General features: G+C 40.6%; 24 protein-coding genes. 12 read left to right on the top strand and 12 right to left on the bottom strand.

The window, feature by feature from the left end; genetic code table 11:
* Positions 1-62 precede the first annotated feature (62 nt).
* The 5 genes from AC3IRX_RS04250 to AC3IRX_RS04230 all read left to right on the top strand — a co-directional run bounded on the left by AC3IRX_RS04250 (position 63) and on the right by AC3IRX_RS04230 (position 6221).
* Complete coding sequence (locus AC3IRX_RS04250; RefSeq protein ID WP_489211229.1) at positions 63-848, top strand: hypothetical protein; 786 nt, start codon at positions 63-65, stop codon at positions 846-848.
* A 36-nt stretch (positions 849-884) separates the two neighbouring features.
* Positions 885-2123, top strand: a complete 1239-nt coding sequence (locus AC3IRX_RS04245; protein ID WP_489211227.1) for a JAB domain-containing protein — start codon at positions 885-887, stop codon at positions 2121-2123.
* A gap of 119 nt (positions 2124-2242) precedes the next feature.
* Positions 2243-2947 carry a hypothetical protein gene (locus AC3IRX_RS04240; RefSeq protein WP_489211226.1) on the top strand — a complete coding sequence of 235 codons (705 nt, stop codon included), beginning with the start codon at positions 2243-2245 and terminating at the stop codon, positions 2945-2947.
* Between the two features lie 5 nt (positions 2948-2952).
* A complete protein-coding gene (locus AC3IRX_RS04235; RefSeq protein WP_489211225.1) occupies positions 2953-3918 on the top strand; it encodes a DUF8464 domain-containing protein in 966 nt (321 codons plus the stop codon).
* Positions 3919-4082: 164 nt separating this feature from the next.
* The gene (locus AC3IRX_RS04230) at positions 4083-6221 is read left to right on the top strand and encodes a heavy metal translocating P-type ATPase (protein ID WP_489211224.1); all 2139 of its coding nucleotides are present in this window, start codon (positions 4083-4085) and stop codon (positions 6219-6221) included.
* Positions 6222-6249: 28 nt separating this feature from the next.
* On the opposite strand, the gene AC3IRX_RS04225 is transcribed toward AC3IRX_RS04230, so the two are convergent.
* Together AC3IRX_RS04225 and AC3IRX_RS04220 are read right to left on the bottom strand one after the other, a co-directional pair.
* Entirely contained in the window at positions 6250-6414 is a 165-nt protein-coding gene (locus AC3IRX_RS04225; protein WP_489211222.1) for a hypothetical protein, read from the bottom strand.
* 70 nt (positions 6415-6484) lie between these two features.
* On the bottom strand, positions 6485-6802 hold the full coding sequence (locus AC3IRX_RS04220; RefSeq protein WP_489211221.1) for a DUF3853 family protein: 318 nt from the start codon (positions 6800-6802) through the stop codon (positions 6485-6487).
* Between the two features lie 442 nt (positions 6803-7244).
* On the opposite strand from AC3IRX_RS04220, the gene AC3IRX_RS04215 reads away from it, so the two are divergent.
* On the top strand, positions 7245-7625 hold the full coding sequence (locus tag AC3IRX_RS04215; protein ID WP_489211220.1) for a septal ring lytic transglycosylase RlpA family protein: 381 nt from the start codon (positions 7245-7247) through the stop codon (positions 7623-7625).
* 109 nt (positions 7626-7734) lie between these two features.
* On the opposite strand, the gene AC3IRX_RS04210 is transcribed toward AC3IRX_RS04215, so the two are convergent.
* The 4 genes from AC3IRX_RS04210 to AC3IRX_RS04195 all read right to left on the bottom strand — a co-directional run bounded on the left by AC3IRX_RS04210 (position 7735) and on the right by AC3IRX_RS04195 (position 12117).
* Positions 7735-8946 (bottom strand): ATP-binding protein, encoded by a 1212-nt coding sequence (locus tag AC3IRX_RS04210; protein ID WP_489211219.1) that lies wholly within the window; start codon positions 8944-8946, stop codon positions 7735-7737.
* A 171-nt stretch (positions 8947-9117) separates the two neighbouring features.
* On the bottom strand, positions 9118-9879 hold the full coding sequence (locus AC3IRX_RS04205; RefSeq protein ID WP_489211218.1) for a metallophosphoesterase: 762 nt from the start codon (positions 9877-9879) through the stop codon (positions 9118-9120).
* 129 nt (positions 9880-10008) lie between these two features.
* The gene (locus AC3IRX_RS04200) at positions 10009-11121 is read right to left on the bottom strand and encodes an ATP-binding protein (protein WP_489211217.1); all 1113 of its coding nucleotides are present in this window, start codon (positions 11119-11121) and stop codon (positions 10009-10011) included.
* Between the two features lie 237 nt (positions 11122-11358).
* Positions 11359-12117 (bottom strand): exodeoxyribonuclease III, encoded by a 759-nt coding sequence (locus AC3IRX_RS04195; RefSeq protein WP_489211216.1) that lies wholly within the window; start codon positions 12115-12117, stop codon positions 11359-11361.
* A 232-nt stretch (positions 12118-12349) separates the two neighbouring features.
* Here AC3IRX_RS04195 and AC3IRX_RS04190 point away from each other — a divergent pair, with 232 nt between their 5' ends.
* Positions 12350-13612 carry a hypothetical protein gene (locus tag AC3IRX_RS04190; protein WP_489211215.1) on the top strand — a complete coding sequence of 421 codons (1263 nt, stop codon included), beginning with the start codon at positions 12350-12352 and terminating at the stop codon, positions 13610-13612.
* A 269-nt stretch (positions 13613-13881) separates the two neighbouring features.
* Complete coding sequence (locus tag AC3IRX_RS04185) at positions 13882-14211, top strand: hypothetical protein (RefSeq protein ID WP_489211213.1); 330 nt, start codon at positions 13882-13884, stop codon at positions 14209-14211.
* A 145-nt stretch (positions 14212-14356) separates the two neighbouring features.
* On the opposite strand, the gene htpG is transcribed toward AC3IRX_RS04185, so the two are convergent.
* Together htpG and AC3IRX_RS04175 are read right to left on the bottom strand one after the other, a co-directional pair.
* Entirely contained in the window at positions 14357-16255 is a 1899-nt protein-coding gene (gene htpG, locus AC3IRX_RS04180; protein WP_489211212.1) for a molecular chaperone HtpG, read from the bottom strand.
* Between the two features lie 92 nt (positions 16256-16347).
* A complete protein-coding gene (locus AC3IRX_RS04175) occupies positions 16348-17043 on the bottom strand; it encodes an HAD family hydrolase (RefSeq protein ID WP_489211211.1) in 696 nt (231 codons plus the stop codon).
* Positions 17044-17447: 404 nt separating this feature from the next.
* Between AC3IRX_RS04175 and AC3IRX_RS04170 the strand changes: the two genes are divergently transcribed.
* The gene (locus AC3IRX_RS04170) at positions 17448-18665 is read left to right on the top strand and encodes an HD domain-containing protein (RefSeq protein WP_489211210.1); all 1218 of its coding nucleotides are present in this window, start codon (positions 17448-17450) and stop codon (positions 18663-18665) included.
* Positions 18666-18686: 21 nt separating this feature from the next.
* On the opposite strand, the gene AC3IRX_RS04165 is transcribed toward AC3IRX_RS04170, so the two are convergent.
* A complete protein-coding gene (locus AC3IRX_RS04165; protein ID WP_489211209.1) occupies positions 18687-19910 on the bottom strand; it encodes a hypothetical protein in 1224 nt (407 codons plus the stop codon).
* 256 nt (positions 19911-20166) lie between these two features.
* Between AC3IRX_RS04165 and AC3IRX_RS04160 the strand changes: the two genes are divergently transcribed.
* Positions 20167-20619 carry a hypothetical protein gene (locus AC3IRX_RS04160; protein ID WP_489211208.1) on the top strand — a complete coding sequence of 151 codons (453 nt, stop codon included), beginning with the start codon at positions 20167-20169 and terminating at the stop codon, positions 20617-20619.
* A 13-nt stretch (positions 20620-20632) separates the two neighbouring features.
* Here AC3IRX_RS04160 and AC3IRX_RS04155 read toward each other — a convergent pair whose 3' ends face one another.
* Genes AC3IRX_RS04155 through AC3IRX_RS04145 form a run of 3 tightly spaced genes read right to left on the bottom strand, consistent with a single transcriptional unit; the run spans position 20633 to position 23522 of the window.
* Complete coding sequence (locus tag AC3IRX_RS04155) at positions 20633-21577, bottom strand: hypothetical protein (RefSeq protein WP_489211207.1); 945 nt, start codon at positions 21575-21577, stop codon at positions 20633-20635.
* A gap of 44 nt (positions 21578-21621) precedes the next feature.
* A complete protein-coding gene (locus AC3IRX_RS04150; RefSeq protein ID WP_489211205.1) occupies positions 21622-23061 on the bottom strand; it encodes a pyridoxal phosphate-dependent decarboxylase family protein in 1440 nt (479 codons plus the stop codon).
* Positions 23062-23084: 23 nt separating this feature from the next.
* Positions 23085-23522, bottom strand: coding sequence for a carboxymuconolactone decarboxylase family protein (locus AC3IRX_RS04145; RefSeq protein ID WP_489211204.1), 438 nt, complete (start codon positions 23520-23522; stop codon positions 23085-23087).
* A 269-nt stretch (positions 23523-23791) separates the two neighbouring features.
* On the opposite strand from AC3IRX_RS04145, the gene AC3IRX_RS04140 reads away from it, so the two are divergent.
* On the top strand, positions 23792-24589 hold the full coding sequence (locus AC3IRX_RS04140) for an META domain-containing protein (RefSeq protein ID WP_489211203.1): 798 nt from the start codon (positions 23792-23794) through the stop codon (positions 24587-24589).
* A gap of 6 nt (positions 24590-24595) precedes the next feature.
* Complete coding sequence (locus AC3IRX_RS04135) at positions 24596-25042, top strand: META domain-containing protein (RefSeq protein WP_489211202.1); 447 nt, start codon at positions 24596-24598, stop codon at positions 25040-25042.
* The last annotated feature ends 119 nt before the right edge of the window (positions 25043-25161 follow it).

The raw sequence follows: 25161 nt of genomic DNA, 5'->3' as shown, positions 1-25161 counted from the left end.
CAAACCTTTTGAATCTTTCTCCTACGATTAAAAAAGCAAACCAAATCTAAAATCAATAAAATATGAATTTATCTACCCAAACGGAGGCCACTTTAATGGAGTACGGCCTTTTAAACCAGGATCGTTCCTTTTGCTCTAAACTCTCTTCCCTTGAAATTGAGCAGTTCTTAAAAGGAGAACCCCTCTGCGCGACAAGCGGTAGGGAGAGACTTACTTTTCTTCTGGATCCGTATTCAAGGAATGTAACGGTTCGAGAAAGTACGCTTGAGAAAAGCCTTTCCTACGTACAGGAGTCTAGCAGTACAGAGTTTTTACAACTCGTAAAAGAAACAGCCACTTCCTATGGAGAGAGTTCTCGGTATGAGAAGAAAGCCTATTTGAAAGACTCAGCTAGTGGGGAGCTCATGGAACTGGACTTAGTGAAGCACCTTTCTAGAATCGGAAAAGAAGTATTGGAAAAGGGAGATGTGAAGTCTCAATCGCATTATCGAACGGAGCTGTTTCGGATTAAGAATTATTATTTGAAACAAATGAAAAAATACCCGCACAGCGCAAAGGATTTTAAGGCGCAATTAGGCCTGGTTTCCAAAGAACTTTCTAAAGTATCCAGAAGTGTAAGGTCTTTAAGTGGAGGCGCGGAGCCAAAAGCCTCAAGAATACCTTTTGAAAAAGAACCCGCGAGGTCTTCCTTAGTAAGTGAAAAGAGTCAGTCTCAAACTTCTGTAGAAAGGAAAGTGGAAACAAGCGAAAAAGAGTCCCAAGTTGAAACTACGGCAAACTCGCTTCTGGTTCAAAAGAATGAAAAGTTGGAGCTAGAGAAAGAGCCTTACCGAGGTCGGCGTCGTTAAGAAGCGCAAAGTATAACCTTAAAATAGTTAAGAATTATGTCCGTGGATTTATTTAATTACCAAGCCCGCTATGGGGAGAATACCAATTTTGGATTTAAAGAAACTTCAAAAACGCAGTATTTAACGAGTTCTTTAGGAAAGAAATTCCCTTACGAACTATACAGTGCAACTGCGCGCTTTAAGGCTCCACAGAAAAGAGCAAAATCAAAAGTTAGCCTCGCACCCTTAGAGCAAAGTGCAAGCGATTTTGCGCTCATGGAGCGGCAGTTTTCTCGTTACAAAGCGCTTGATTTTATGTCCGGATCGATTTTAACTTCGCTATCGGATGTCGCTTGGCTCTTTCGAGAATTAGAATCAGAGGCGGTAGAACATACGTTTTTAGTTTATCAGTTTAAGGACAGCAGCTATCTCGTGCAGCATCTCTCAAGCGGAGGACTCTCCTCCGCTGTGGTGGATCTACGGCTTTTGGCAGGGCACGTTCACAAACTGAGCCCCGAGTCGATTACCCTTGTGCATAACCATCCAAGTGGACAGCTAATCTCTTCCCGTCAAGATCAGCAAATGCTAAGTCGACTGCGGCTCGCCTTTGAAAATACCAAAGTCGAGGTGAAAGATGGGCTTGTGCTCAACCTTCGATCGGGACAGTACTTAGTGTTTGGAACAAGTAGCGATTCCGATCGAATCTATGAGCATAGGGATCCCAAACGAAAGGAAAAACAAGTGCCTGTGTATAGTTTTAACAAGCAACTGTTTTGCGTGAATTACCAACCTGATAAAATCACCAATCCAGAACAAACGGCGGCTTATTTGTCCGCTCAAAAGTTTGGCCTCTCGGATCGAACCGAAGCTTTAATTCTCAACAATGCCAACGAAATTATGGGCAAGTTCATTCTTCCTCAAAACAAGCAGTACGAGAAGCTCGTAGAGCTTCTGTCCCGCTATGGAGGCACTTCTGCCATACTTTATGGCAATTCGCTTAGCGAGAGACTCTTCGAGCGCTACAAAACCAAACTAGCCAACTTAGGGTTTGCGGCGCTGGATGGAATCCGTCTTGAAAGCGGGAATTATTACTCTCTGTTAAACCATTCCAAAATTACCCTTCGAGAAGAATTGGTACAGAGCTATAACCAAAAGCAGGGAAAAGCAGCAGGGGAAATGAGAGGAAAAGAGCAGAAGGGGGAAACCTCTGTGCTAGAGCGGCTCGATGTTGCGAGTGAAAAAGAAATTAAACCTGCTGGGCCTTTGTTTCCTCCTCGAAACGGTGTGGGGAGGTAACGGCTTTTTATTCCAGGTCTGCTGCTTTTAGAATGAGCCAGTAGTCGTTTTAAATCCTTGTTTTACTTTTCTCTTTTCTCTTTTCTCTTCTCTCTTTTCTTTTTTCAAAAATGCATCCTATGAAACTTTCCTTTTCTTTATTAATCCCGAGCACTTTTCAAAAGTGGAGTCTTATTTTTCTTATCCCTCTTTTTCTTTCTTGTACGAAAGAAATCCCAAGAGCGGAGACGGGGGGAGCAGATCTGCTCTTTAGCGTGTATTTTCAGGCCTCCAAAGGCCTAGAAAATAGCAAGACCTTTCACCGCTCTTCGCTTAGCTTTCTACCCATAGGGGTTTTTGAAATTACGCCCAGTGAACTTGGGGAAGAGACGGACATGGAGTATTTTTTAATTAAAGACTCCCTTTATTATGGCCTTGAAGCAGGGGTAAGGATTTCTATAGATCCCAAAGCAGGCAGGAGCGTACTCTCCAAAACGCTAGGTGCGCCTTTTTCAAAGGACCCCATTGCGTACTATGGAAGAAGAAGGAATTTAAGCGACACCCTTCTTTTTAAAAGGCATTACAAACGCTTTGAGATCTCAACGCCTGAGCAGTATTCGAGGTATTATATTTTGAAATCCGATTCTTTACTTCCCTACGCGCTTTATCCTCAAATTGAACAGGAGTACGGGGGAAGGCTCGAGAGAATAGATTATTACGATGTCGAGAAGGATATATTTTACTCCATGCAATTACTCCGTAGACTAAATAGAAGTAAGGAGGCGGAGTCTTTTTTTAAGCGAGGGTACTTCTTACCCGAGAGCCAAACTTTAACTCAAAATTAAACGATATGAGTCCAAGCAAATACTATTCGTATTCTCAAATCCAGGAGATTCTCTCAAGTGTGACCCTTTTAGATTATGCCTTTTATTTGGTAATGTCCAGGAAGCTTTCCTATACGGGACGCTTTGGAACCCATCACTATTTTGAAGCAAAAGGCATTAAGATGGCCATTAAAGGAGATGTGTATTATGATTTTAAAAAGGACAAAGGAGGAGGCCTTTTAACGGCGGTAATGGATTTAGAGAATTTAGGTTTTCTTTCTGCAGTAGCTTTCTTGGAGGCTGATTTTAGCCTCTCCTCCTCGCAGCTTACAGAAATCAAAACAAGGGCCTCCACAGAAAGAAAAAGGGCGCCTTCGAAAAGTACATTGAAGCTACTTTCTTTTGGTTCGGTAAAAGACTTAGTCCTTCGGAGTTATTTTAAATCCAGGGGCATTTCTTCTACGGTCCTTGAGGATTACGGACTGGAGGTTTCCTTTGAGGTGAAAGGAAGAAAAGGCGTGGCCTTCGGCCTTGAAAATTCCAAAGGAGGATACGACCTGCGATCCTCCACTTGGAAATTAAAGTCAGGTCCGAGTAGCTATTCCATTGTGGAGCAAAGTGCGAAACGAATGGTTATCTTCGAAGGACTCACCGATCTGCTCACCTATGTAGAACTTCAGTATCAGAAAGGATCTCTTATTCGAAGAACGCTCGTGGTTTTAAATTCGGTTACGCAATGCAGTCGCTTTTTAGAAGATTTTAGCTCGTTTAGTGGCTTTGTGTTTGTATGCTTAGACGGGGATGAGGCAGGAGAAAAAGCGACCCAGAAAATTATAGGCGGCATGCCCCAGGCAAAGGTTAGGGACGTTCGTAGTGTTTATCGGATTTCAAAAGAAGGATTTAATGATTTGAATGAAGCTTTTGTACACTCCTTTTCTAACCAGAATAGAGAAGTTGAGTCGAGTAGAAAGAGGAAAATGGACTTAATTTAGATCGGTTTCAAAATTCTCTTGTATCTTTGTTTTCACGCTGCGAAGTGGGAGAACTCATTCTTTGTTTTTCCAGCTTCGTGATGCAAGGGTCCATTTCCTTAATTGAGTAGGGAAGGATCTAAGTTTAATTGAAGTTTAAGTAAAGACGCTAAAGGCGAAAAAATATGTCAAAATCTTGTTGTGACCACGAGGCCGAGAATCACTCTTCAAACCCGCATACCCATCGGTACGATGCAAAAGGAAGACAGCTTTGCTGTCAAGAGAAGACAAATGCCCTAGATTCTATGGAGTCTGAGGACTCCTGCTGCAGTTCCACTCCAAGGAAAAGTAAGAAAGCGCCCAGTTGCTGCGCTCACGAGGACGACTCGGGAGGCGAAAGTGACTCGGAGAGTCATGATCATTCCCATTCGCATGGGAATGGAGCCTCAGAAAGCACTTCTTTACTTTCCCTTTTTAAAATTCCGCTTCTTTCATTTGCGTTACTCATAGTAGGTCTTTTGCTAGATCATTTCCTCAAACCGTCCTGGTTTGAAGGGCCTGTCCGAATTGTTTATTATATAGCGGCCTATCTGCCTGTGGCGATTCCTGTTCTTAGGGATGCAGTAGAAAGTATACGATACAAAGAATTCTTCTCTGAGTTTTTCTTAATGGGTATTGCGACCCTAGGAGCGATTGCGATTGGGGAATATCCAGAGGCGGTTGCGGTGATGCTGTTTTACAGTGTGGGGGAAGTTTTCCAAGGCATGGCCGTTCGAAAAGCGAGAGGAAGCATAAAAGAGCTTTTAGACCAAAGACCGGAAGAAGTCACAGTGCTAAGGGAGGGAGTTCCTTCTACACTACGCGCAAAGGATGTTGAAATTGGAGAAGTGATTCGTTTAAAACCGGGAGAGCAAGTGTCGCTTGATTCCGTCCTTCTTTCTGCTTCCGCTTCGTTTAATACGGCGGCGCTTACCGGAGAGAGCAAACCGGATACGAAAAGAGAAGGAGAGAGCGTTTTAGCCGGAATGGTTAATCTTGGGCAGGTGACAGAAGTGAAAGTGACCACTGCGTTCAAAGATTCAAAACTGAGCAAGATTCTAAAGCTTGTGCAACAAGCGACGGCTCAAAAAGCTCCTACAGAGCTTTTCATCCGTAAGTTCTCAAAAGTATATACGCCCATTGTAGTGTATCTAGCGATTGGCATTACCATTCTACCTGCTTTATGGGTCGAGGATTATGTGTTTTCCGAGTGGCTCTACAGAGCCCTCGTGTTCCTAGTAATCTCGTGTCCTTGTGCCCTCGTGATCTCGATTCCCCTAGGTTATTTTGGTGGGATTGGAGCCGCAAGTAAAAATGGAATCCTTATTAAAGGATCCAATTTCCTTGATGTATTAGCCGCCGCAAAAAGCGTCGTGATGGACAAAACGGGGACTCTTACAAAAGGTGTCTTTAAAGTCGTACAGGATGAAGTGTTAAGTACAAGTAAAGAGGAGAAGGAGCACTTACTCACTCTTGTCAATACTTTAGAGAGCCATAGCACGCATCCGATTGCAAGTGCCATTAAAGAGTACGTAGGAGAAGTAGATCATAGTATAGCATTTAAGTCCATTGAGGAAGTTCCTGGGCATGGATTAAAAGCCGAAATCCAAGGAGAAACGCTTCTTGTGGGAAATTTTAAACTCTTACAGAGAGAAAATGTTTCTTTTCCAAGTGAGCACGAAAAGAACGTAGATACTGTTATCGCCATTGCTTTTGGCGGAGAATACAAAGGATATCTAACCCTAGCCGATGAGCTAAAAGAGGAGTCGCATGCTGCGATTGCAGAACTGCATCGACTGGGCGTCCGGACTACACTCCTGAGTGGAGATAAAGAAGCGGTGGCTCAGAAGGTGGCTGCGGAGCTAGGAATCAAAAGCGCCTACGGCGGACTCTTGCCTGAAGATAAAGTGGAGCATTTGAAAACCCTAGCGAAAACAGAAAGTCCTATTCTCTTTGTCGGAGACGGAATGAACGATGCCCCTGTGCTTGCCTTAAGCGATGTAGGAATTGCCATGGGAGGACTTGGCAGCGATGCTGCCATTGAAACGGCAGATGTCGTCATTCAAGACGACAACCCCCTTCGAGTGCCTATGGCGATCAAGATCGGTAAGGCTACCAAATCCATTGTATGGCAAAATATTATACTTGCCTTTGGAGTTAAAGCAGTAGTGCTGGCCTTAGGAGCGGGAGGAATTGCTTCCATGTGGGAAGCCGTCTTTGCAGATGTAGGAGTTGCCTTACTTGCAATTTTAAATGCGGTTCGCATTCAGAATAAGAAATTTTAGCCACGCATTTTTCAAAGAAGGGTACTCTTTAGCGAAAGATTGCAAAGTAGAGTATAACCCAAAGAGCCACAAAGACAAGTCCCGGGTAGAGGGTAGATCGAAAGGCCTTCCCATCTTTTTTGATCAGGAGTAAATACAACAAATAAACGATAAGCGCTACAGTAAGTGCGATTGCAATAATAGGATAGGCCATAGTTCAATAAAATTTGTAGTTCGTAAACAGAAGATACGAAATATCAGAACTTAAATTGAAAAAGAAGCAGCTAATTTGCGGTTCCTTGGTTTCGAGAAGAAGGTCTTCCTCTTTGTTTTGGAATGTTGACGTTTTTAAGTCGAATGATTCGAAGGGCATGTTCTACGTCTACGACAATGATTTTCCCTTGTTGACTGATCGCTTCGTCTAAAACGCCAGAGGCTTTAATGTTGTAGGCGGTAGACCTTCCACAGCCAAGTACCTTGGCAAGACCGGAATAGCCGTACTCGTATTTTTTCTCTTTCACCATTTCACGGTGAAGTTCAATGTACTCGGCCACGGTCAGTTGCCAAATGTACTTTTCGTAATCTTGTGCGTTGGGTTCCATAAGATCGCAATTTTTGAGGTGGTTTGTAATTGCTATAAAAGCATAGAAACGAAAGTATAATTTCGTTTTCAATTACAAAAGATGTCCAAAAAACGCACAACTTTCAGTGAGGCATGTGTGCTGTAGGGAGCGAGGATGCTATCGCGAAAAAGGAAGTTTTCCAAAAAGAGGGATATTCTGTATTGAGGAGTTAGTGTATTGATATACAGATTAATAGCCTCTAAAAATAGGCATACTATTCACTACATTGTTAATTTAGTTAACGTATAGAGTCTTATTTTAACACTTTTTAACAATTCTTGTAAAGACCTGAATCCACGAGGTTTTACAGAGATTTTAACATAGTGTTAACAAAACATTAAGAAAATTTAACAATGTGAATTTTGAAGTTAAAGGTGCGAATATACCTTTGCCGAGTCAAAACCAATAAAAACAATTCAAAATGATGAAAAGAGTAACTCTCGTAATCATAATGATGATTTCAACTCTTGGACTGTATTCATTCGACAAATACAATGCCAATGACAACGATGAGGTGAAAACGAGTTATGCGTCGTATTATCACGACAAGTTCAACGGGAGAAGAACCGCCAGCGGGGAAGTTTTCAGAAATTCTGAGATGACTGCTGCGCACAGAACCCTACCTTTTGGAACCAAAGTAAAGGTGACAAACCTAAGAAATGGGGAAAGTTGCATCGTAACGATCAACGATAGAGGACCCTTTCATGCGAAAAGAGCTTTAGACTTATCCAAAGCAGCCTTCGATGAAATCGGAAACCTTTCCAAAGGTACAATGCCAATTGAATATCAAATTATCGATTAGTCGATACGACATTGAAAAAGTAGAGCCAGCGTTAACGCTGGCTTTTTTTTTATGTGTTGGAAGCATTTGCCCAGTAGTACATGGGTTTTGAATATTGAACTTCCTTTTTCTAAAACTTACGTTGCTTTAGAAACTCACGTAAATATATTTGTATAATTCCTTTATAGGTTGCTTGTGGAGAAATCGGATCTAATATGACCACATATTTGGGATAATTGTCTTCTATTAGCATTAGGTTGCCAAATTCTCGCTGAACCGTTTTTTCATCTGCCAATAAATAGCATGCTTGAACGTAGATGCGTTCTCCATTTTTTTCTCCGATGAAATCAATTTCGCAAGTTCCTTCCTTGCCGGGATAAACTTGATACCCTGAGCGCAACAATTGCATATACACTGCGTTTTCTCTCAATTTCCCCACTTCCGAACGGAAATTGAACCCTCTGACACTATTGCGAATGCCTAGGTCTTCAAAATAATATTTTTCTCCTATTTCAAATATCTTTAAACCTTGGATATCTGCTCGTTGTGATTTATGTACAAAATATGCGTTTGTCAGTGCCTTCAGGTAATTGATGACCGTTTGGGTTGGCATATTGATTTGTTGCGATTTAAGATATTTGCTGATATTTTGTGCCGACAAAAGACTGCCTGTGTTATCTGCCAAAAAAGCGACGAGGTTTTCCAATAGGGAAACATTCCGAATATTTTCTCGCCTTACTACATCTTTTAGTAAAATGGAAGCATATACGTTTTTCAGATATTCAAAAACCACGTCAGGTTCCGTACCGATATGTTGCTTGTAGGGCATTCCGCCTATGGTGAGATAGCGTTCCAGATTTTCGTTGCTGTCTTTCAGTGAATTAAAATCTAAAAATTCGGTATAACTCAAAGAATGGATTGTAAATTCAACATAACGTCCAGCAAGGAGTGTTGCCAATTCGCCCGAAAGAATATTGGCATTGCTTCCCGTACAATATAAATCACAAAGCTCTTCATTGAGCAAACTTCTCAAGCACTTTTGAAACTCAACTATTTCCTGTATTTCATCGATAAAAACGTAATTGCTTTTATCGGGCAACAAATTACTTTTCACATATTCGTATAAATGCGTATGAGTAATGATATCCGAAAATTGTTCGCGTTCTTTATCTATGTATATGATATTCGCATTGTCGTTTTTTTGGATTTCTTCAATAATTAGCTGAAGCATGGAACTTTTACCTACTCCTCGCTGCCCAGTGAGTAATTTGATGATATGCTTATCAATGAACGGTTTTATACGTTCTAAGTACCCTTCTCTATAAAATAAAATCTTTTCCATTATGATTGAAGTATTTATGAAAATGCGCAAGACCTTCAATTACGATTGAACTGTTTATCCGAAAGTGCAAAACCTTCAATTATATTGGAAGGTTTTCAGTCAAATATCTTCAATTGCAATCGAGTCTAAATTAGAACCCTTTATGCTGGTAGTAGAGACCAAGTAGTCCCTTTAACTTATCTCCAATAAGGCATTCTGTCTATACTCTTTGTTTTCTCCCTGGCTTACATAGCCAAGTTGATTGGTTAAGAGCTTTGTGCTGCCTAATGAAAATTCGGGTAGGTTGCAGTGATGATGTCCATAGATCCAGTACTGAATATCATGTTCTAGCATTAGATGGCTTAAATCGACAGCAAAGGCTTCATTGATAGCACTACCCTTGTATTTTGGGGGATAGTTTTCAAAAGTTGGTACATGATGAGTAACAACAACCGATGGGGCACCCTTTAGTCGTCTAAGGGAATCTTTTATGAATCTCAAATTTTCTCGGTGAAGTGCATTGTAATCACCAGTTGAAAAAGGGAGACCATTATTTGTAATTAGACGGAAGTCATTTAAAGACCTTGAAATTAGGAATTCATTTTGTGGAGAGAGGTGAGACCAGAGAGTGGAAAAGAGAAAATTTACTCCTTCAATCTCTTTTACTGTATTGTTGAGCAATGAGACGTTAGGTCTTATCTTCTGTTCAAAACTTCCAATCGCTTTCTGAATGTCGCTTCGATAGAATTCATGATTTCCAGGGATCCAATACGTATGCTTAAATTGCTCCGAGATCTTATCGAAAAAGTCCTGATGGCGTTCAATTTCAGCAAACGGAACTATATCCCCAGCTAGAACTAAAGTATCAGCCATGGGTACTATTGGGTTTTCTTTGAGGTACTCTTTGTTCTCTGGAAATTCCAAATGCAAATCTGAGCAGTATTGAATTTTCATAACTTCAACCATTTTAAAATTAAGGTTTAATTTAAAATAAATATCAGTTGGGTGTCTAATTAGTCATTGAGCATGGACTAATGAAGGTAGCAGGAATCACTTTTTAGTGATAGGAATAAGACCGTGAATTTACAAAAATTCAAAGAAATTGTCGCGGTTTATCACGAAGGTGTTTTTCGGGTTGTATTTGTCCGTGAAGGACTTTGTAAAGGTGACTTTACGTTTCGGATTGTATTTAATCTCATAAGCTGTGATCTCCCCCTCATTTAATTCAAGATAGTCTATCTCCGCCTGTTGTTTGTTTCTCCAATAATGTACTGAACCATAGAATCCATCATAGTTCAACCTTTTTTTCTTTTCGCTCACAATGAAGTTTTCAAACAGAGCTCCTTGATCGTCTCGACTCACAAGAGGGGAGAACCGGCCAATAATGGCATTTCGGATCCCATTGTCATAGAAATACACCTTAGGTTTAGATGTGAGTTCATTTCTTTGATTCGTAGAGTAAGGGTAGAGTCGAAAAATGACGAACGCTTTTTCTAAGAGGTCTATATAATTGATTACAGTTTGGCGATCCACACTCAGTATTTTAGCAAGCTCATTGTAGGAAACTTCACCCCCTACTTGCAATGCGAGTGCATTAAGCAGCTTCAGAAGTAAATCCGGTTTTTTAATGTTGACTAGTTCCAGAATGTCCTTATATAGATAGCTTCCAGACAAAGAAAGTAATATCTTTTTCTTATTCTGACCTGTAATAACCTCAGGGTACATACCGTAGATCAGAAATTCCTCAAGCCTAGTAATTGCGTGAGCAAAAGTATACTGCTGAACAATTTCTCGCCAAGATAGTGGGAAGAGTTGATGTTCCCATTTGCGACCTGTAAGAGGTTCATTTATTTTGTTTCCTAAATCAAGTGAGGAGGATCCAGTTATGATCAATTGTTTTCCTAGATTGGCATCAATGAGGAGTTTGGCGACTATACCGATGTCCTCAATGCGCTGCGCTTCATCTAGAAAAATCACATCGTAAGGTTCAACTAAATTCAATAGAAAATTAAAATTAGCATCCGCGAGTTGTAAACGAACTTGAGGGTCATCCCCGTTTAATTTTAATACATTTTGATCCGTCACAAGTTCTTGGATGAGAGTCGTTTTTCCGACTTGGCGTGGGCCAAGAAGAATCAAGGCTTTTTTGTTATCCCAATCCTCTAGAAGTTGAGGTGTAATTTCTCGTTTGATCATATTACAAAGATACAATTTCACAAAGACTATGCATCATAAATTAGGATTTTTTGTGGTTGTAATCGCAAAAAGTTATAACTTTTTAGGGTTGTAACCACAAAAAGTTATATTTTTTCACTCCTTTTGCAAAGCGAAATATCGGAACTTTTGCGTAAGCACTCGTATTTTCACCACATATAATGTTTATTATATGTGATTTATGAGTATTGTAGTCTAGTGAATCTTAATTTTGAAGTCCTAAAACTCAACTAGGACAGGGCAATGATCCGAATGAAAGGCTTCTTTTAAAATAGCGGCTCTTGTGAGGCGGTCTTTCATTGGGTATGAGACGAAGTTATAATCGAGTCGCCAACCTTTGTTTCTAGCTCTTGAATTTTGTCGGTAGCTCCACCAAGAATAGTTATCCGGTTGGTCGTTGAAGTGTCGGAAACTATCAATAAGTTCACACTCTTCAATAAACTTGGTCATCCATTCTCTTTCCATCGGAAGGAAGCCTGAAGTATTTTTAAGGCCCTCGGGATTGTGAATGTCAATCGCCTTGTGGCAAATGTTGAAATCCCCTGAAATAATCAGATTTGGAATCGTTTTGCGAAGCTCTTTTATGTAGTCCAGAAAGTCATTACAAAACTCCATCTTGAAGTCTAATCGCTCAATGTTGGATGCAGAAGGGACATAAACGGAGATCACGGAGTAATCTTCAAAGTCTGCTCTGAGGATTCTACCTTCATTATCGTACCTCTCAATTCCGCAACCGTAAATGACTTGTTTAGGTTTAACTTTGGACGCAATTCCCACACCGCTATAGCCTTTCTTTTGTGCACTGTGCCAGTAGTTGTAATAGCCAGCCGTTTCAAATTGAGCGGTGTCAATTTGATCGTTCCCAGCCTTGCTTTCTTGAATGCAAATCACGTCTGGGTCTGCCACTTTTAGCCAGCCCACAAAATCCTTCGTAAATGCGGCGCGAATACCGTTTACATTGTAGCTTATTAGTTTCATAGTACAATAATACGAATTTTGGGGCGGATTTTGGCTGGGTTGAAAATGCTTTTCCTCTAACCCCTTTTTCGATTTCACTACTGTTAAAGGATGTTAAAGGCACGTGCGAACCCCTAGGGATCCAGGGCTTTGCAAAGTTGAGTTTTTTTCGTATTTTAGAATCCTGCTTCTTCAACTTTGAGTAGTATAGAATTTGAAGAAGAAGAATTCCCAACAAGCTGAAAAAAAAACTATGTCCGAAAACCTCTTGCAAATCGCTGAGGAGTCCTCTATTTCTGTCCCGAAATCGGAGCTCCTGTCGCGAGTCCGAATTAAATTTGTGAAACCTCTTGATTCTGCTAAAAGTTTTGAAGAATTGAGTGACTGTACCAACGTAAGTGTTCAAACTCTAAGACGCCTTTATGGAAAGATCAAGTCTTCCCATAAAACGAATCGCTCTACACTTTCCATGCTTTGTCTATATATTGGGTTCAAGGATTGGGACAGCTTCTGTCTTTCTCTTGAATCCACCAATTCTGTCAGCGAAGGAGATAAGAATGTAATTGATTCAATGGAACTCTTTTTGAAAAATGGAGTAAAACACCCAGAGAGCTTTCAACAAAGCACGATCACCGTAGGCACATTAAACGAATACACCCAGTACATATACAAATCACTTGATCATTTTAAGTATTTCTACGAGAAATATAAAGAGAACCTGTGGGCCGTGGAGTATAACCTTGCATGGGTTCCGAATTACAATTTATTTGGAACTCCTTATGTGCGGCGCGCGATGGAAGATCTGGTAAAGAGTACAATCGTTAACCACGTGAAATTGTCTCAAACCAATCTTCTTTGCTTTGGTGCGTTTATGACAAATAACGATGTAGAATTTTCTCGGCATTTTAACACGCTTTCCTCTATTTATGAGGCTTATAAAGCCGATGGGGAATACATGCCTTACCATGAGATGCGCTATACGACGGTTCTTCTCATGGACGGTAAGTCAGATCCCAATCTCATAATACCAGAATATTTGAAAAATCTGAAAGAGCAAAATCTTCCGTCAAGCCATGAGCAGGAGCTTTTGGTCTTTTTTGCCAATACGCTTATCTGGCTGAAGCTTTATGAAAAGGGATTTGAACTCCTTCAAGAAGCAAAGTCTTTTTACAAACCGCTGAAGGAAAAAATGGAAAAATCCTACGTCCATTATTTTGGAATGAATCTAGGGTTTTTAAAAGTGACCTTTGCCCTCCTATATAAAGCCGTAGGAAAGCCGCTTCCCCCACAATATGAAATTAAAACCGCAGATTTTACGGACCAGGCAGATCTCCTTTACCACAAGTATACTAGTGGCTTAAACCTCGTCTACCAAATCCTCGTCGTGAAGTCCAACACTCAAAAAAAGTCTCGTAGGAAAGAGCTTTCACAGGTGATTGAGGAAACACATTATACGAGACTTTACAGCATCCTTCGTGATCTAGATCCTGACTTTTCAAAGTACAGCGAAGACTAACTTTCTTAATAAAGGGTAAACTTGGACTAACTTGGATTTTTTTTTGAAGAATCCAAGTTCTAACTTTGAAGTCCTAAGCACAAATGATGAGAAAAGAACCGTTTGATTTAACCTTGAAAAATTCAATAGTTCAGAGGCTCAAACCTTTTTTCAGCGGGTCCTAAGGGGGAAGATAGATTATTATACTACTACTTAAAACTAATTTCCATTGCAGAATTCCCCCTTTCTAGGGCCTTTTAAAAACACAAAAAGACGAAAACCAATTGATCATGAATAATAGAAGCACAAAGCCCTCTTCTTTTGACGAGCAAGCGAGTCAAGAGTGTCGCGTGAACAGCACGGCGCAGTCCCTTGCACATAGGAAGTTTAATCTTAACCGAGATTGCTTGTCTAAAGTGCTTATTTACGGAGGTTTAATGATAGTGATTTTAGGGCTACTCTCAATTTTCAATACTGAATATCATTTCAGTTCTTTTGGAGCAAGTGCTTTTGGATTTCTTCTTTTTGCAATTGGTCTTATTCTCTTTTGTACATCGCCTAAAGGCACCCTTAATATGGACGGGCGAGAGCTACGCAAGCAAGATAATTTTAACGTATAAATAAGAAGACTGAATCTTTTTCTTTAGCTAGTATGCACCTAGTGAACTAAGTAGCTTTACAGACGTCATAAACGATTTTGGTTTAAACCAAAAAATCCCCCTTAAGAAAAACTTTAGGGGGACTTATTTGCTTTGAATTAGAGGTTTATTTACCTAGTAAATCTTTATAGCTTGCTTGGATAAAGGCTGTTAGGTCTTTTCCTTTTAGTAGGTTTTGTGACAGTTTTGCAAGGTCAAATGCTCTTTTGATTTTAGCACTTTTATCCTCTGCGTTTTCACTTTCCACGATTGTAGTGGCTAAATCACTATTTGTGTTGACCACCAAATTGTACATTTCAGGGAAACCGCCCATTCCGAACATTCCGCCTCCGCCAGTAGCTTGCATGTCTTTCATACGACGCATGAACTCAGGTTGAGTGATGATGAAAGGCGCATCGCTGCTATCCATATCTTCAAGTTGAACCGTAAACGTTTTGTCGCTTACCGTTTCTTCAATAGTAGTTTTAAGCGTTTCCTTTTGCTCATCCGTTAATTTGGCCAAGATGGGCTCATCCTTTTTAATAAGGTTGCTGATGTGATCTGCATCCACACGAACGAATTGGATTTTCTCTTTCGTAGATTCTAATTTTTGAATTAGGTGAGGTGCGATTGGGGAGTCTAGTAAAAGTACTTCATATCCTTTGTCCTGAGCGGCTTGAATGTAGCTATGCTGCTCATTTGGATTGGTTGCATAAAGCACGATGAAATTTCCGTCTTTGTTGGTTTGATTGAGTTTCGCTTTTTCTTCAAACTCATTCCATAAGTAGTGTTTGTCTTCTACGGTAGGGTAAAGAGCGAACTTGTCTGATTTTTCGAAGAATTTATCTTCGGAAATCATACCGTATTCAATCACCACTTTAATGTCGTTCCATTTCTGCTCATAGTCCTCTCTGTTTTCTCCAATGAGAGAAACCATTTTATCTGCTACTTTCTTCGTGATGTAAGAAGAGATTTTCTTCACGGCTCCGTCGGCTTGTAAATAAGAACGAGAAACGTTTAGTGGAATGTCTGGAGAATCAATTACCCCTCTTAATAACATTAAGAAGTCCGGTACAATTCCTTTGACTTCGTCCGTTACGAATACTTGGTTTTGATAAAGTTGAATTTTATCCTTTTCAATGTTTACATTGTTACCCAGTTTTGGGAAAAACAAAACTCCGGTTAAATGGAAAGGGTAGTCTACATTCAAATGGATATGGAAAAGGGGATCTTCAAACTGCATTGGATACAGTTCGCGGTAGAAGCTCTTATAGTCCTCTGCTTTAAGGTCAGAAGGAGCTTTGGTCCAAGCAGGGTTAGGATTGTTGATGATATCATCCACTTCAATCGTTTCTGCTTTTGCATCCTCAGGCGCATCTTCAGGAAGTGGCAAAGTCTCAGTGCGAGTTCCAAACTTAATTGGAATCGGCATGAACTTGTTGTACTTAGAAAGAAGCTCTCTGATTTTAGATTCCTCTAAGAACTCAGTGGAATCCTCGGCAATATGAAGAATGATTTCAGATCCTCTTGTGGTTTTCTCGTCCGTAGGTTCTAATGTGTATTGCGGACTACCATCACAAACCCAACGAACCGCAGGTTCGTCTTCTCTATACGATTTCGTTAAAATCTCAACTTTGCTCGCTACCATAAAGGCAGAATAGAAGCCAAGGCCAAAGTGTCCGATAATACCGGCGTCTTTTGCGTCATCCTTATATTTTGCTAAGAATTCTTCTGCTCCAGAAAAGGCGATTTGATTGATGTATTTCTCTACTTCTTCACCGCTCATCCCAATTCCTTGGTCAATAATGTGAAGCGTTTTGTTCTCTTTGTCTAGTTTAATTTCAATTATTGGATTGCCGTATTCCACCGTGGCTTCGCCCATGTGAATCAGATGCTTTAATTTAAGGGTTGCATCGGTGGCGTTAGAGATTAATTCTCTAAGAAAGATTTCATGGTCGCTGTAAAGAAACTTCTTAATCAGCGGGAAAATGTTTTCTACAGATACATTGATATTTCCTGATGTCATAATTTGGTTATTTTTAATTGGAGCAGAAGTTTCAAAAAAAATACCAATGACGGGAAGGTGACAATTTGTCTTATAGGGTGGCGGTTGTTAGGTTACCTCAAGAATGTAAGTGCAAAGGCTAGAATCAAACTTAAACGGCCCGCTAGGCTTTGCTGTAGATACTTAGCTAGCGAATCGTAATTTAATAGAATTGGACCGTCATACGAGCCTTCCTTCGTATACTTTCCTGTATAGTCGTAGAGTACAGTATCCATTCCTAGCGCTTTTGCAGCTGCAATTTCGGAGTGAACATCGTCACCCACCACAAGAGTCTCTTCTGGCGTAAGAGAATACTCCTTCATAATCTGTGCAAAGACATCTTTTTTTGTCAGGCTTGATTTGGAAGGGTCGACGACAAAGCATTTTTCAAAGTCTTTTTCAATATTCATTCCTTTGATTTTGCTCCATTGTAATTTAGTGAAGCCTGTTGTAATTAGGAACTTTAAAACGTCGAGTTCTTTTGTCTTCTCATACGATGCAAAGGGTTTGATAGGTCCAGTATATACTAGATTCTCAAGTAGCCTAAGGCTGTTCTCGATAAGATCAGGATGAAACTTATGCTCATTGGCTACAACTTGAAAGGGTCTTTTTTGAATTTCCGCTTTGATTTCTTCTAGATCGCCTGAGTAGCGTTTATCGCTCTCAATCAAATTATATAATTCTGCAAACAGGTCGTTTCCGATGGAGCTCACAGGATAGAGGGTATTGTCTAAATCGAATAATAGGGCTCTTTTTCTTATTTTGTTCATTTTGAAATGCTAAGGGTAGTGTACAAACTGAGTTCTTTCTTTTGAGACTCTAAAATACGAAAACCGTGATAAAAAAAACGGAGAAGATCCCATAGAATCTTCTCCGCACTAAAGGCCAGTAAAAATAAACTATGAAAAAAAACTACTGGCTTTAGCAATGTGAAAAATAGAGGCTGCTTTTTTTTCTCCCATCTCCTCTTTTCCTAACCCATGAGATGAGCGTTTATTTTATATTTTATTCTGCTCCTTGTTAAGTTCAAAAATACGACCAATCTCTCTTAAGTTATGGTTAATTAATCTAGCTAAGTAGTTAAATTTGAGTTAATTTTATAAAAGTCCAATTCGAAAGGAATTTCTTTTTTTTGAATACCTTTGTCAACTCTACTTGAATACCAAGTTTTCCTATGCAAAACAAACTTAAAATCATCAACGATCCTGTTCACGGATTTATTAAAATCACCTCACCGTTAATTTTTGATGTACTGGAGCATCCCTATTTTCAAAGGCTAAGAAGAATTGGGCAGACGGGCCTTTTAAATTTGGTCTTTCCTGGGGCAACCCATACGCGATTTCATCATGCGATCGGAGCGATGCACCTAATGTTTACGGCATTAGAAACCTTGAAACTAAAAGGAGTAGAGATTTCAAAAAAAGAACAAGAATCTGCGCTCTTAGCGATCCTGCTGCACGATATAGGGCACGGTCCTTTTTCGCATGCACTAGAAAACATGCTCTTTGAGGATTACCACCATGAGAAACTCTCGCTACTTCTAATGCAGGACCTAAACGGGCAGTTCACAGGAGAACTCACTCTTGCCATCGAAATGTTTCAAGGACGCTATTCTAGAGGCTTTTTTAATGAACTCATTTCTTCTCAATTGGACGTGGACCGCCTAGACTACCTAAGACGCGATAGTTTCTATTCGGGAGTCTCGGAAGGAAGTATTAACACAGAGAGAATCCTCTCCATGCTAAATGTATCAAATGACCAACTGGTCATCGATGCAAAAGGAGTTTATTCCATTGAGAATTATCTAACGGCCCGAATGTTTATGTACTGGCAGGTCTATTACCATAAGACCGCGGCCTTACTAGAGCATCTACTCGTAAGGATTCTTTCTCGGGCTAGAACCCTTACTTTAGAAGGAGTCCAATTAGAAGCCCCAGAGAATCTTCGCTATTTTCTGTACAAATCCAAACATTCTGCTGCTAGCAAAGGGGACATTGAGCGCTTTACGCAACTAGACGATAACGATGTGATTCAAGCGCTTAAATTATGGCAAAACCATGAGGACGTCGTCCTGTCTTATTTTTGCAAGTGTGTATTAGGAAGGAGGATACCCAAAACGATTTTAGCTTCCCAGCCTTTTTCAAGGGAGTTTGTTGAGGAAAAGATTAAACTAACCGATGCTCGATTTGGCGCCGGATTAGGAAAAGAGCTAGTCGGAGAAATTTCCAGAAGTCTACTTGCTTACAACGCGGAAAAACAACCCATTCATCTTCTTCGAAAAAACGGACAGAAAGTATCTCTCAGTTTGTTTGAGAACCAGATTCTCACCAGTTCCATGACCAGTGAGAACACAAAATACATTCTGTATTTTCCTCGAGAGATTCTTTCTTAAAGACTTCGTTTTTTTTCGTTCTTAGAACGAAAGTTGAACAAGTAAATCGGCCCTTTGGGAAGGTCCTACCTTTTCTTTTTCTAGGAAGCTATAGGCAGTATGAAGTTTAAGAGTAGAATGAAGGAAGTACTTACTAATTCCTACTGTGAAGGCGCTGCTTTTCTGAAGAACGGAATTCTGCATGGAACTGAACTCTGGTGTAATCGAGGCGTAACGAACATCAACACCAAGTCCTTTTGCAAAACTATAACCCATTTGCAAATTGTAGGCTTTTCCTAAGGATAAGTAGGAGTATAATTCCTTCGCTTCTCCCGCAAGGTCTTCACCATTCTCATGCTTTGCAATTGTCGAGTTTCCAGAAGTGCTAGCCTTTGCTAATTCCGTAAACAATGAAAAGCCCCGGTATTTGAAAAGGAGATCGGCATAAATCTTTTCGTAGTTGGGATATACCGCATTTAGGTTATTGTCTAGCAATAGAAAATCTCCATGGCCTTCTCCTGATTTGTGGCTTACGCCCTGGTTGTAAGAATAGGCAGCTCCTAAAACAAGTTTTGGACTGGGTTCACGTTGTAGGTCTCCAATGGTTAAGGATTTTTGGTCTTTGAAAAAGCCAAAAGGATAGAAATCCAGTCTAGCTCCGTATTTAAGACCTCCGATATCGTTACTAAAGACATTCCGACCGTCGCCAGAAGTAATCGCTACTTGAGGTACGAGTTTTAATTCTTTTTTTCCAAGGACCATTTCTCCAAAAAGGCCAAGCTCTCGCCCGCTTGCACCAAAGGCGCTGCTTACTAAACTCTTGTCCTGAAAGGTGAGTTTAGAGGATTTGAGTAGGAGTTCTTTGTTGTTTAAGGGCGTTTGTTTCTGACCGAGAGAAAGAGTGAGGGTCTTTGTAGGCTGATAAGAAATCCATGCATCTAAAAAAGCATCCTTTAGTCCAAAATCCAATTGAACCGTAGCGCTTAGTTTTTCTTCAGGAGCCTCGGCTTTTAGAGTAAGAAACAAATGGCTTAACCGAAATTGCGAAGTGTTTGGCCCCTCTTTAAAACTCTCATGGGAGTACAGGGTTTGAAGGTAGCCACTAACAGAAATGGCAAAAGGTTTTTTGAAGGATGGCTCAGGGAGTTTTTCCTCTAAAAGAGTTACTTCCTCTACTTTTAGGGTAGATTGTAGGGTGTCAGCAGTTTGCTGTGCATAAAAAATAACGGAAAGACCGGCAAAAAGTAGGCATAAGGGAGTTCTCATAGTATTGGTTTTTTTTAGGCACGAGTGCCTGGGTTAATAGAGTGAGTATCATGGTTGTTTTTCTAGTATAAAATTAGGCGTTTTTTAAGATTCAATCTCTTTTTTTAGCCTGCTTATTTTCCTGACATTCATCAGGGAAATTATGGTTTGGAAAAGAGCGGAAAGAACGGGGGTCAGTCTTTTTTACGCTCTTGAAGAATTAGTTTATATTTGAAGAAAGTAAATCGTAATTTTTCACCTATTAAATTCGAAAGAGATGGAATCAGGGCAAAAACGTTTTCAGGATCAAAATCTTCGGTTGCAGGAGTTTCTGCATCAAGTGGACGTCGAATGTCCTAAGTGTGGAAAGATGGCCACAGCGATTCGGGACGAAGAAAAGAAGATGGCGACCCTTCGATGTTCCCACTGTGGACTCTTGAAAACCAAATCCATGGAAGTGAAAATCATGGGCAAAACAGCCCTCTATAAAGTGCCTGCTCACGATTACTTCGAGGCGAATTTATGGTACAGAACCCCGTTTAAGGACTATCAGATTGTCGCTTATAATTTACCTCATTTGCTATACCTTGAACAGTACATAGGGGCAAAGCTAAGAGAGCATAAGGATCGAGAGCATTTTACTCTCCTTGAAAAGCTTCCGAAGTTTTACCATGAGGCAAAACATCGCGATGCGCTTCTAAAGAAGATCGCTCAGCTGAAAAAAAAGTAGGTCTAGCCTTGGATTAATCGCAAAAGGATCCTAGTTCTGAAAAATAATTCTCAATATAGTTGGCACCTTTCGAAATTTTAAGGGGAGACAAGTCTTTCTTGGTACTTACGTGCTGAAAAGGTTCCGAACTTGATTTGAGTTTATGAAAGTATTGGGCTTTGGGCTCCGCGTAAGAAAGAATCCCTTCTTCTGATATTTGGATTTTTCCATAGGGAAGCGAGATTATGTACGAATTGTCACCTTCACTGTAAGCAAGATTGGCCTGGCACTCCTCAGCTCGAACCCTCAAATCCGGAAAATTTGCCTTTTCTTTTTCAAAGGCTAAGGGAAGCTCCTCCGTTAGGTAATCAAAAGTTTCTTGTCTTCTTGCCTGATCTTTAGCCGCATAATAAGGATAGTTCAAAATCGACTTTCTATATTCATGGATGAAAATATCAGGATGCATCGAGCTGTAGTCCTTCCATTCTTTTTTCGCTTCGTTTCGAGTCATCACGCCTTTTTTGATTTTAGAATCAATTACCAGATCATAAAGTGCTTTCATCATTTGAGATTGATCTTTTTCCTTTGCGAAAAAAGAAACCGTACGGCCTGTTTGAACTTCCTTATTAAAATCTCTGAGCGTTGCGCGCGTAGAAACTATTTTCTTTGGGAAAACAAGAAAAAGAGATTCCTTTTCCTTTTGGATGCCGATGACTTTTGAAAAGTCCAGATTAGGGTTTTGGAATTGGGCGATTTCTCCTTGCACAGGAGCATAGAAAAAGAGTTTGAAATTTCCATCCGACTGGAGCTGCAGCGCATTTTTACGAAACATGAAAGAGGATCCGTCGTCTGTATAGGGAGCGTACTCGTAAAGCGTTTGATTAATCTTTTGCGTAATTTCTTCTAAAGTTTGTGCACTTGAGAAAAGAGTGCACACAAGAAATAGAAGACTCAGTCTTAGGGTGTTATTTCGTTTCATGGCAAGAGTTTGTACGACTAAAGATAGAAAATAATGAAATACAATTAAGATTCTTTTTCCAAAACTTTTTGAAGATTTTCTTCAATCATTTGAACCGCTAAGTCGATGGTCTCTTTCTTCGTGCGAAAAGAAAGGATGGCCATGCGGATGACAAACTTCGAATCAATCTGCGTTGAACTAAGAAAAACTCTGCCGTCGCGGTGAATTTCTTCTAGCAATCTGCGGTTCTTTTCCTCGCTTTTTGATTCAAAGGGATACCAAAAATAACTAACGCTTAAGTCCGGCTCGGGGCCAAGGCAGAACCCTAAGAATTCCAGTTTTTTGCGGAAGTACTTCGTGAGAAGTAGTTTTTCTTCTAGGCAGCTAACAAAGGGCTCAAGACCGTGGAGCTGTAAGGGAAGCCATACGCGAAGTCCTCGAAAATGTTTTGTGAGTTCGGGAGATAAATTGGCTGGACTTTGCAAGAGTTCCATCTGCTGCCCGTCCTGCATGTAATTCGCCGTGTAATAATTCGAGTGAAGAACATCCTTCGCTTCTTTGACCAGCACGGCGCCTACGCCGTACGGAAGAAAGAGTCCTTTGTGAGGATCGACAATAAGAGAGTCTGCTCTTTCAATGCCCCTAAATTTTTCTTTTTGTGAAGAGAGGATAAACATGCCTCCGTAGGCTGCATCGACATGCAGCCACAGGTTGTTCTTTTCAGCAAGGTCTGCAAGTTCATTTAGGGGATCGATAGCTCCCGTATCTGTGGTTCCTGCGGTTGCCACAATAAGGAATGGAGTCAGTCCCTTTTCTAGATCCGCCTGAAGGATTTCATTTAATTTACTTGGGATCATTCTATGCTCTGAATCCAACGGAACCAACCGAAGGATGGCATCTTCTAGTCCTAGGATTCGCAGTGCTTTTTGCGAGGAGTGATGGACCTGCGAACTTAAATAGACCACACTTTTGGGGATTCTTTCGTTTTTGATTTTGTGGTGGTCTCGAGCGGCGGTAAAAGCAGTTAGAGTGGAGATGGATCCTCCGGAGCATAGGGTTCCCACCGCCTGTTTAGGAAAAGAGAACACCGTCTTTAACCACTCGATCACTTCGTTCTCGATTGTGGCTGCTCCTGGCGAAGCATAGTACACACTCGCGTACGGGTTGGTGATGGCCGCAATAAAATCAGCGAGGGCAGCACTAAAGAGTCCCCCGCCCGGAATATACCCTAAGTGTTTAGGAGAGGCTGCATTGATTCCGGTTTGCGCCACTTCGCGGTGGTAGGTTTTGAGAAGCTCGGAGAGATTTTTCTTTTCTCCTGTGATTTCTAAGTTTCCAATTTCCTTTTTTTGATAACCTTTCTCTTTCTCAAGGCTACTTAGGAAGAATTCACTGTACGATTCTACTTCACGAAAAGACTGCTGCCTCTGAGATTCGTTTGGCTCTAATTGATCGCTAGAAATTCTAAGCTTGTCTAGTTTTTCGCTTATTTGTTCAAGATTCATTGGGTATTGGTTTTTTAAGAACTTTAATCTAGTTCGTTTTCAAGCGTGATTCCAAGTCGGTTCCATGCATTAATCGTGACGATTGCCATCAGCACAGCGGCTAGCTGCTGGTCGGTCAAATGCGCTTTGGCCTCATCATAGACTTCGTCGGAAATAGGACCCTCAGAAATCAGAGTCACCTTTTCTGTAAGAGCCAGCACCGCTCTTTCTATAGGCGTGTAAAGTGTGGTTTCTCTCCAAGCATCAAGGAGAAAAATTCTCTGGGGAGTTTCTCCGATTTTTAGGGCGTCTCTTGTATGCATATTCAGACAATAAGCGCATCCATTGAGTTGTGAGGCTCTAATCTTTATTAGTTCAAATAGTTTTTTGTCTAGTCCACTTTGGCTTAAGTATTTTTCGAGGGCTAACATGGCCTGAAGAGCGGCAGGGTCTGCGGTTGCAAGTTGAATTCGATGGCTCATAAGGGGTAAATTTAAATAGGTGGAAAGATTCTTTAAAATTAAATATAAATGCTTTTTTGGAGGGGCAAATAGACCCTTCAAACAAAGGGATCTAAAAGTACAGAACTATTTTTATTTGGAAGGAAAGGGCGTCGATTATTTTTTTTTAGAGAAGAGTGAGTTCTAGGAACAGGAAACGAAAACCATTCGTGAGCCTTTCTATACAGGAGTGGGCTGTCAGAGCCATGGCATAAAAGTTGACTTATATAGGAAGTAGAAATAAAAGAATTATGAAATATACAATCTATGGGGCCGCTTTTGCCGCAATGCTAAGTTTTAGCTCTTGCAATGTGCAGGACGCTTCCCAAACTCAAACTGAAACCCAAATGAATCAAACCCCTTTAGAAGGAACGAAATGGAGACTTGTGGAGCTGAACGGACAGAAGGTTCCCGATTTAGTGAATGGAAAAATGCCGTTCTTAAAGATTGATTCTGAAAACGGACGATACTCTGCGTGGGCAGGTTGCAACGGAATTGGAGGACAACTTGAGAAGCCTAGCCTAGGAAAAATTGAATTTGCACAAGGAATGTCAACCATGATGGCTTGTGAAAATATGCAATATGAAACGGGACTTAGTAAAGCTTTAATCACGGTAGACAACTATACCATCAAAGACGGCGTTCTTTCTTTGAACAAAGCGCGTATGGCTCCGCTTGCAAGATTTGAAGCGGTTAGCGAAGCGGAACTTGCCAAAGCCTTAGAAGGGGAGTGGGAAGTAGATTATATTGCAGATCCAAGCGTGAATTTTGCGACACTTTACCCAAATCGTAAACCGACGCTTAGTTTTGATGCGGCCACAGGAAAGGTTCATGGAACCAGTAGCTGTAACAATTACAATACGGAGGCGAAGTTAGAAAACGGAGGAATCCAATTTGGAGAAATCATGTCCACTAAAATGGCTTGTGAAGGTCAGGGCGAAGCCGTGTTTTTCAACAATTTGAAAAAGGTGAATAAGTATAGCGTGAACGGGAGTACCCTTACGCTCATTACAGGTGATATCGCCATCATGAGGCTTCAGAAAAAATAGGACTCGATGAAAAATACGCTGTCTATCTTATCTTGCGTAGCGCTGCTCTTTTTTCTTGTGGGATGTAGTTCCCTAGAGAAAAAACCGCTAAGTGAGGGAAACTCGACGCCTCTTTTAGAAACGTATTGGAAACTTACAAGTTTGCAGGGTAATCCTGTCACGGTGTTAGGGGAGAGAGAGCCTCACGTTATTTTTAAAGCAGAGCAAGACAGAGTGCAGGGTCATGGAGGATGCAATTCTTTTAGTGGCGTACTGCAAGCGGCGAAGAATAATTCCTATAAAGTGGAATCTCTAGTCTCCACAGAAATGGCCTGTGAGGGATTAAAAACGGAAGAAACCTTTTTAAAAGTCTTAAGGTCTGATTTAATCTATGCTGCTGGAAAGGATATCCTTGTTTTAAAAGACAAAGACGGAAAAGAGGTAGCCACGCTTAAAGCGGTTTATCTTCGATAAAAAATTTTAAAAATTCAAATTGAATTCCCAAAGGGTCTTCTTTCGTACCGGAAAAAATCGGTCGGAAGAAGACCCTTTTTTTTGTCAAGCTTTAGATTAGAACTCGGTAATGGGGATAC

The sequence above is a fragment of the Epilithonimonas sp. KH_059 genome (assembly GCF_057838485.1).
The sequence above is the reverse complement of the archived record's forward strand: the minus strand, read 5'-3'. Positions and strand labels throughout refer to the sequence as shown.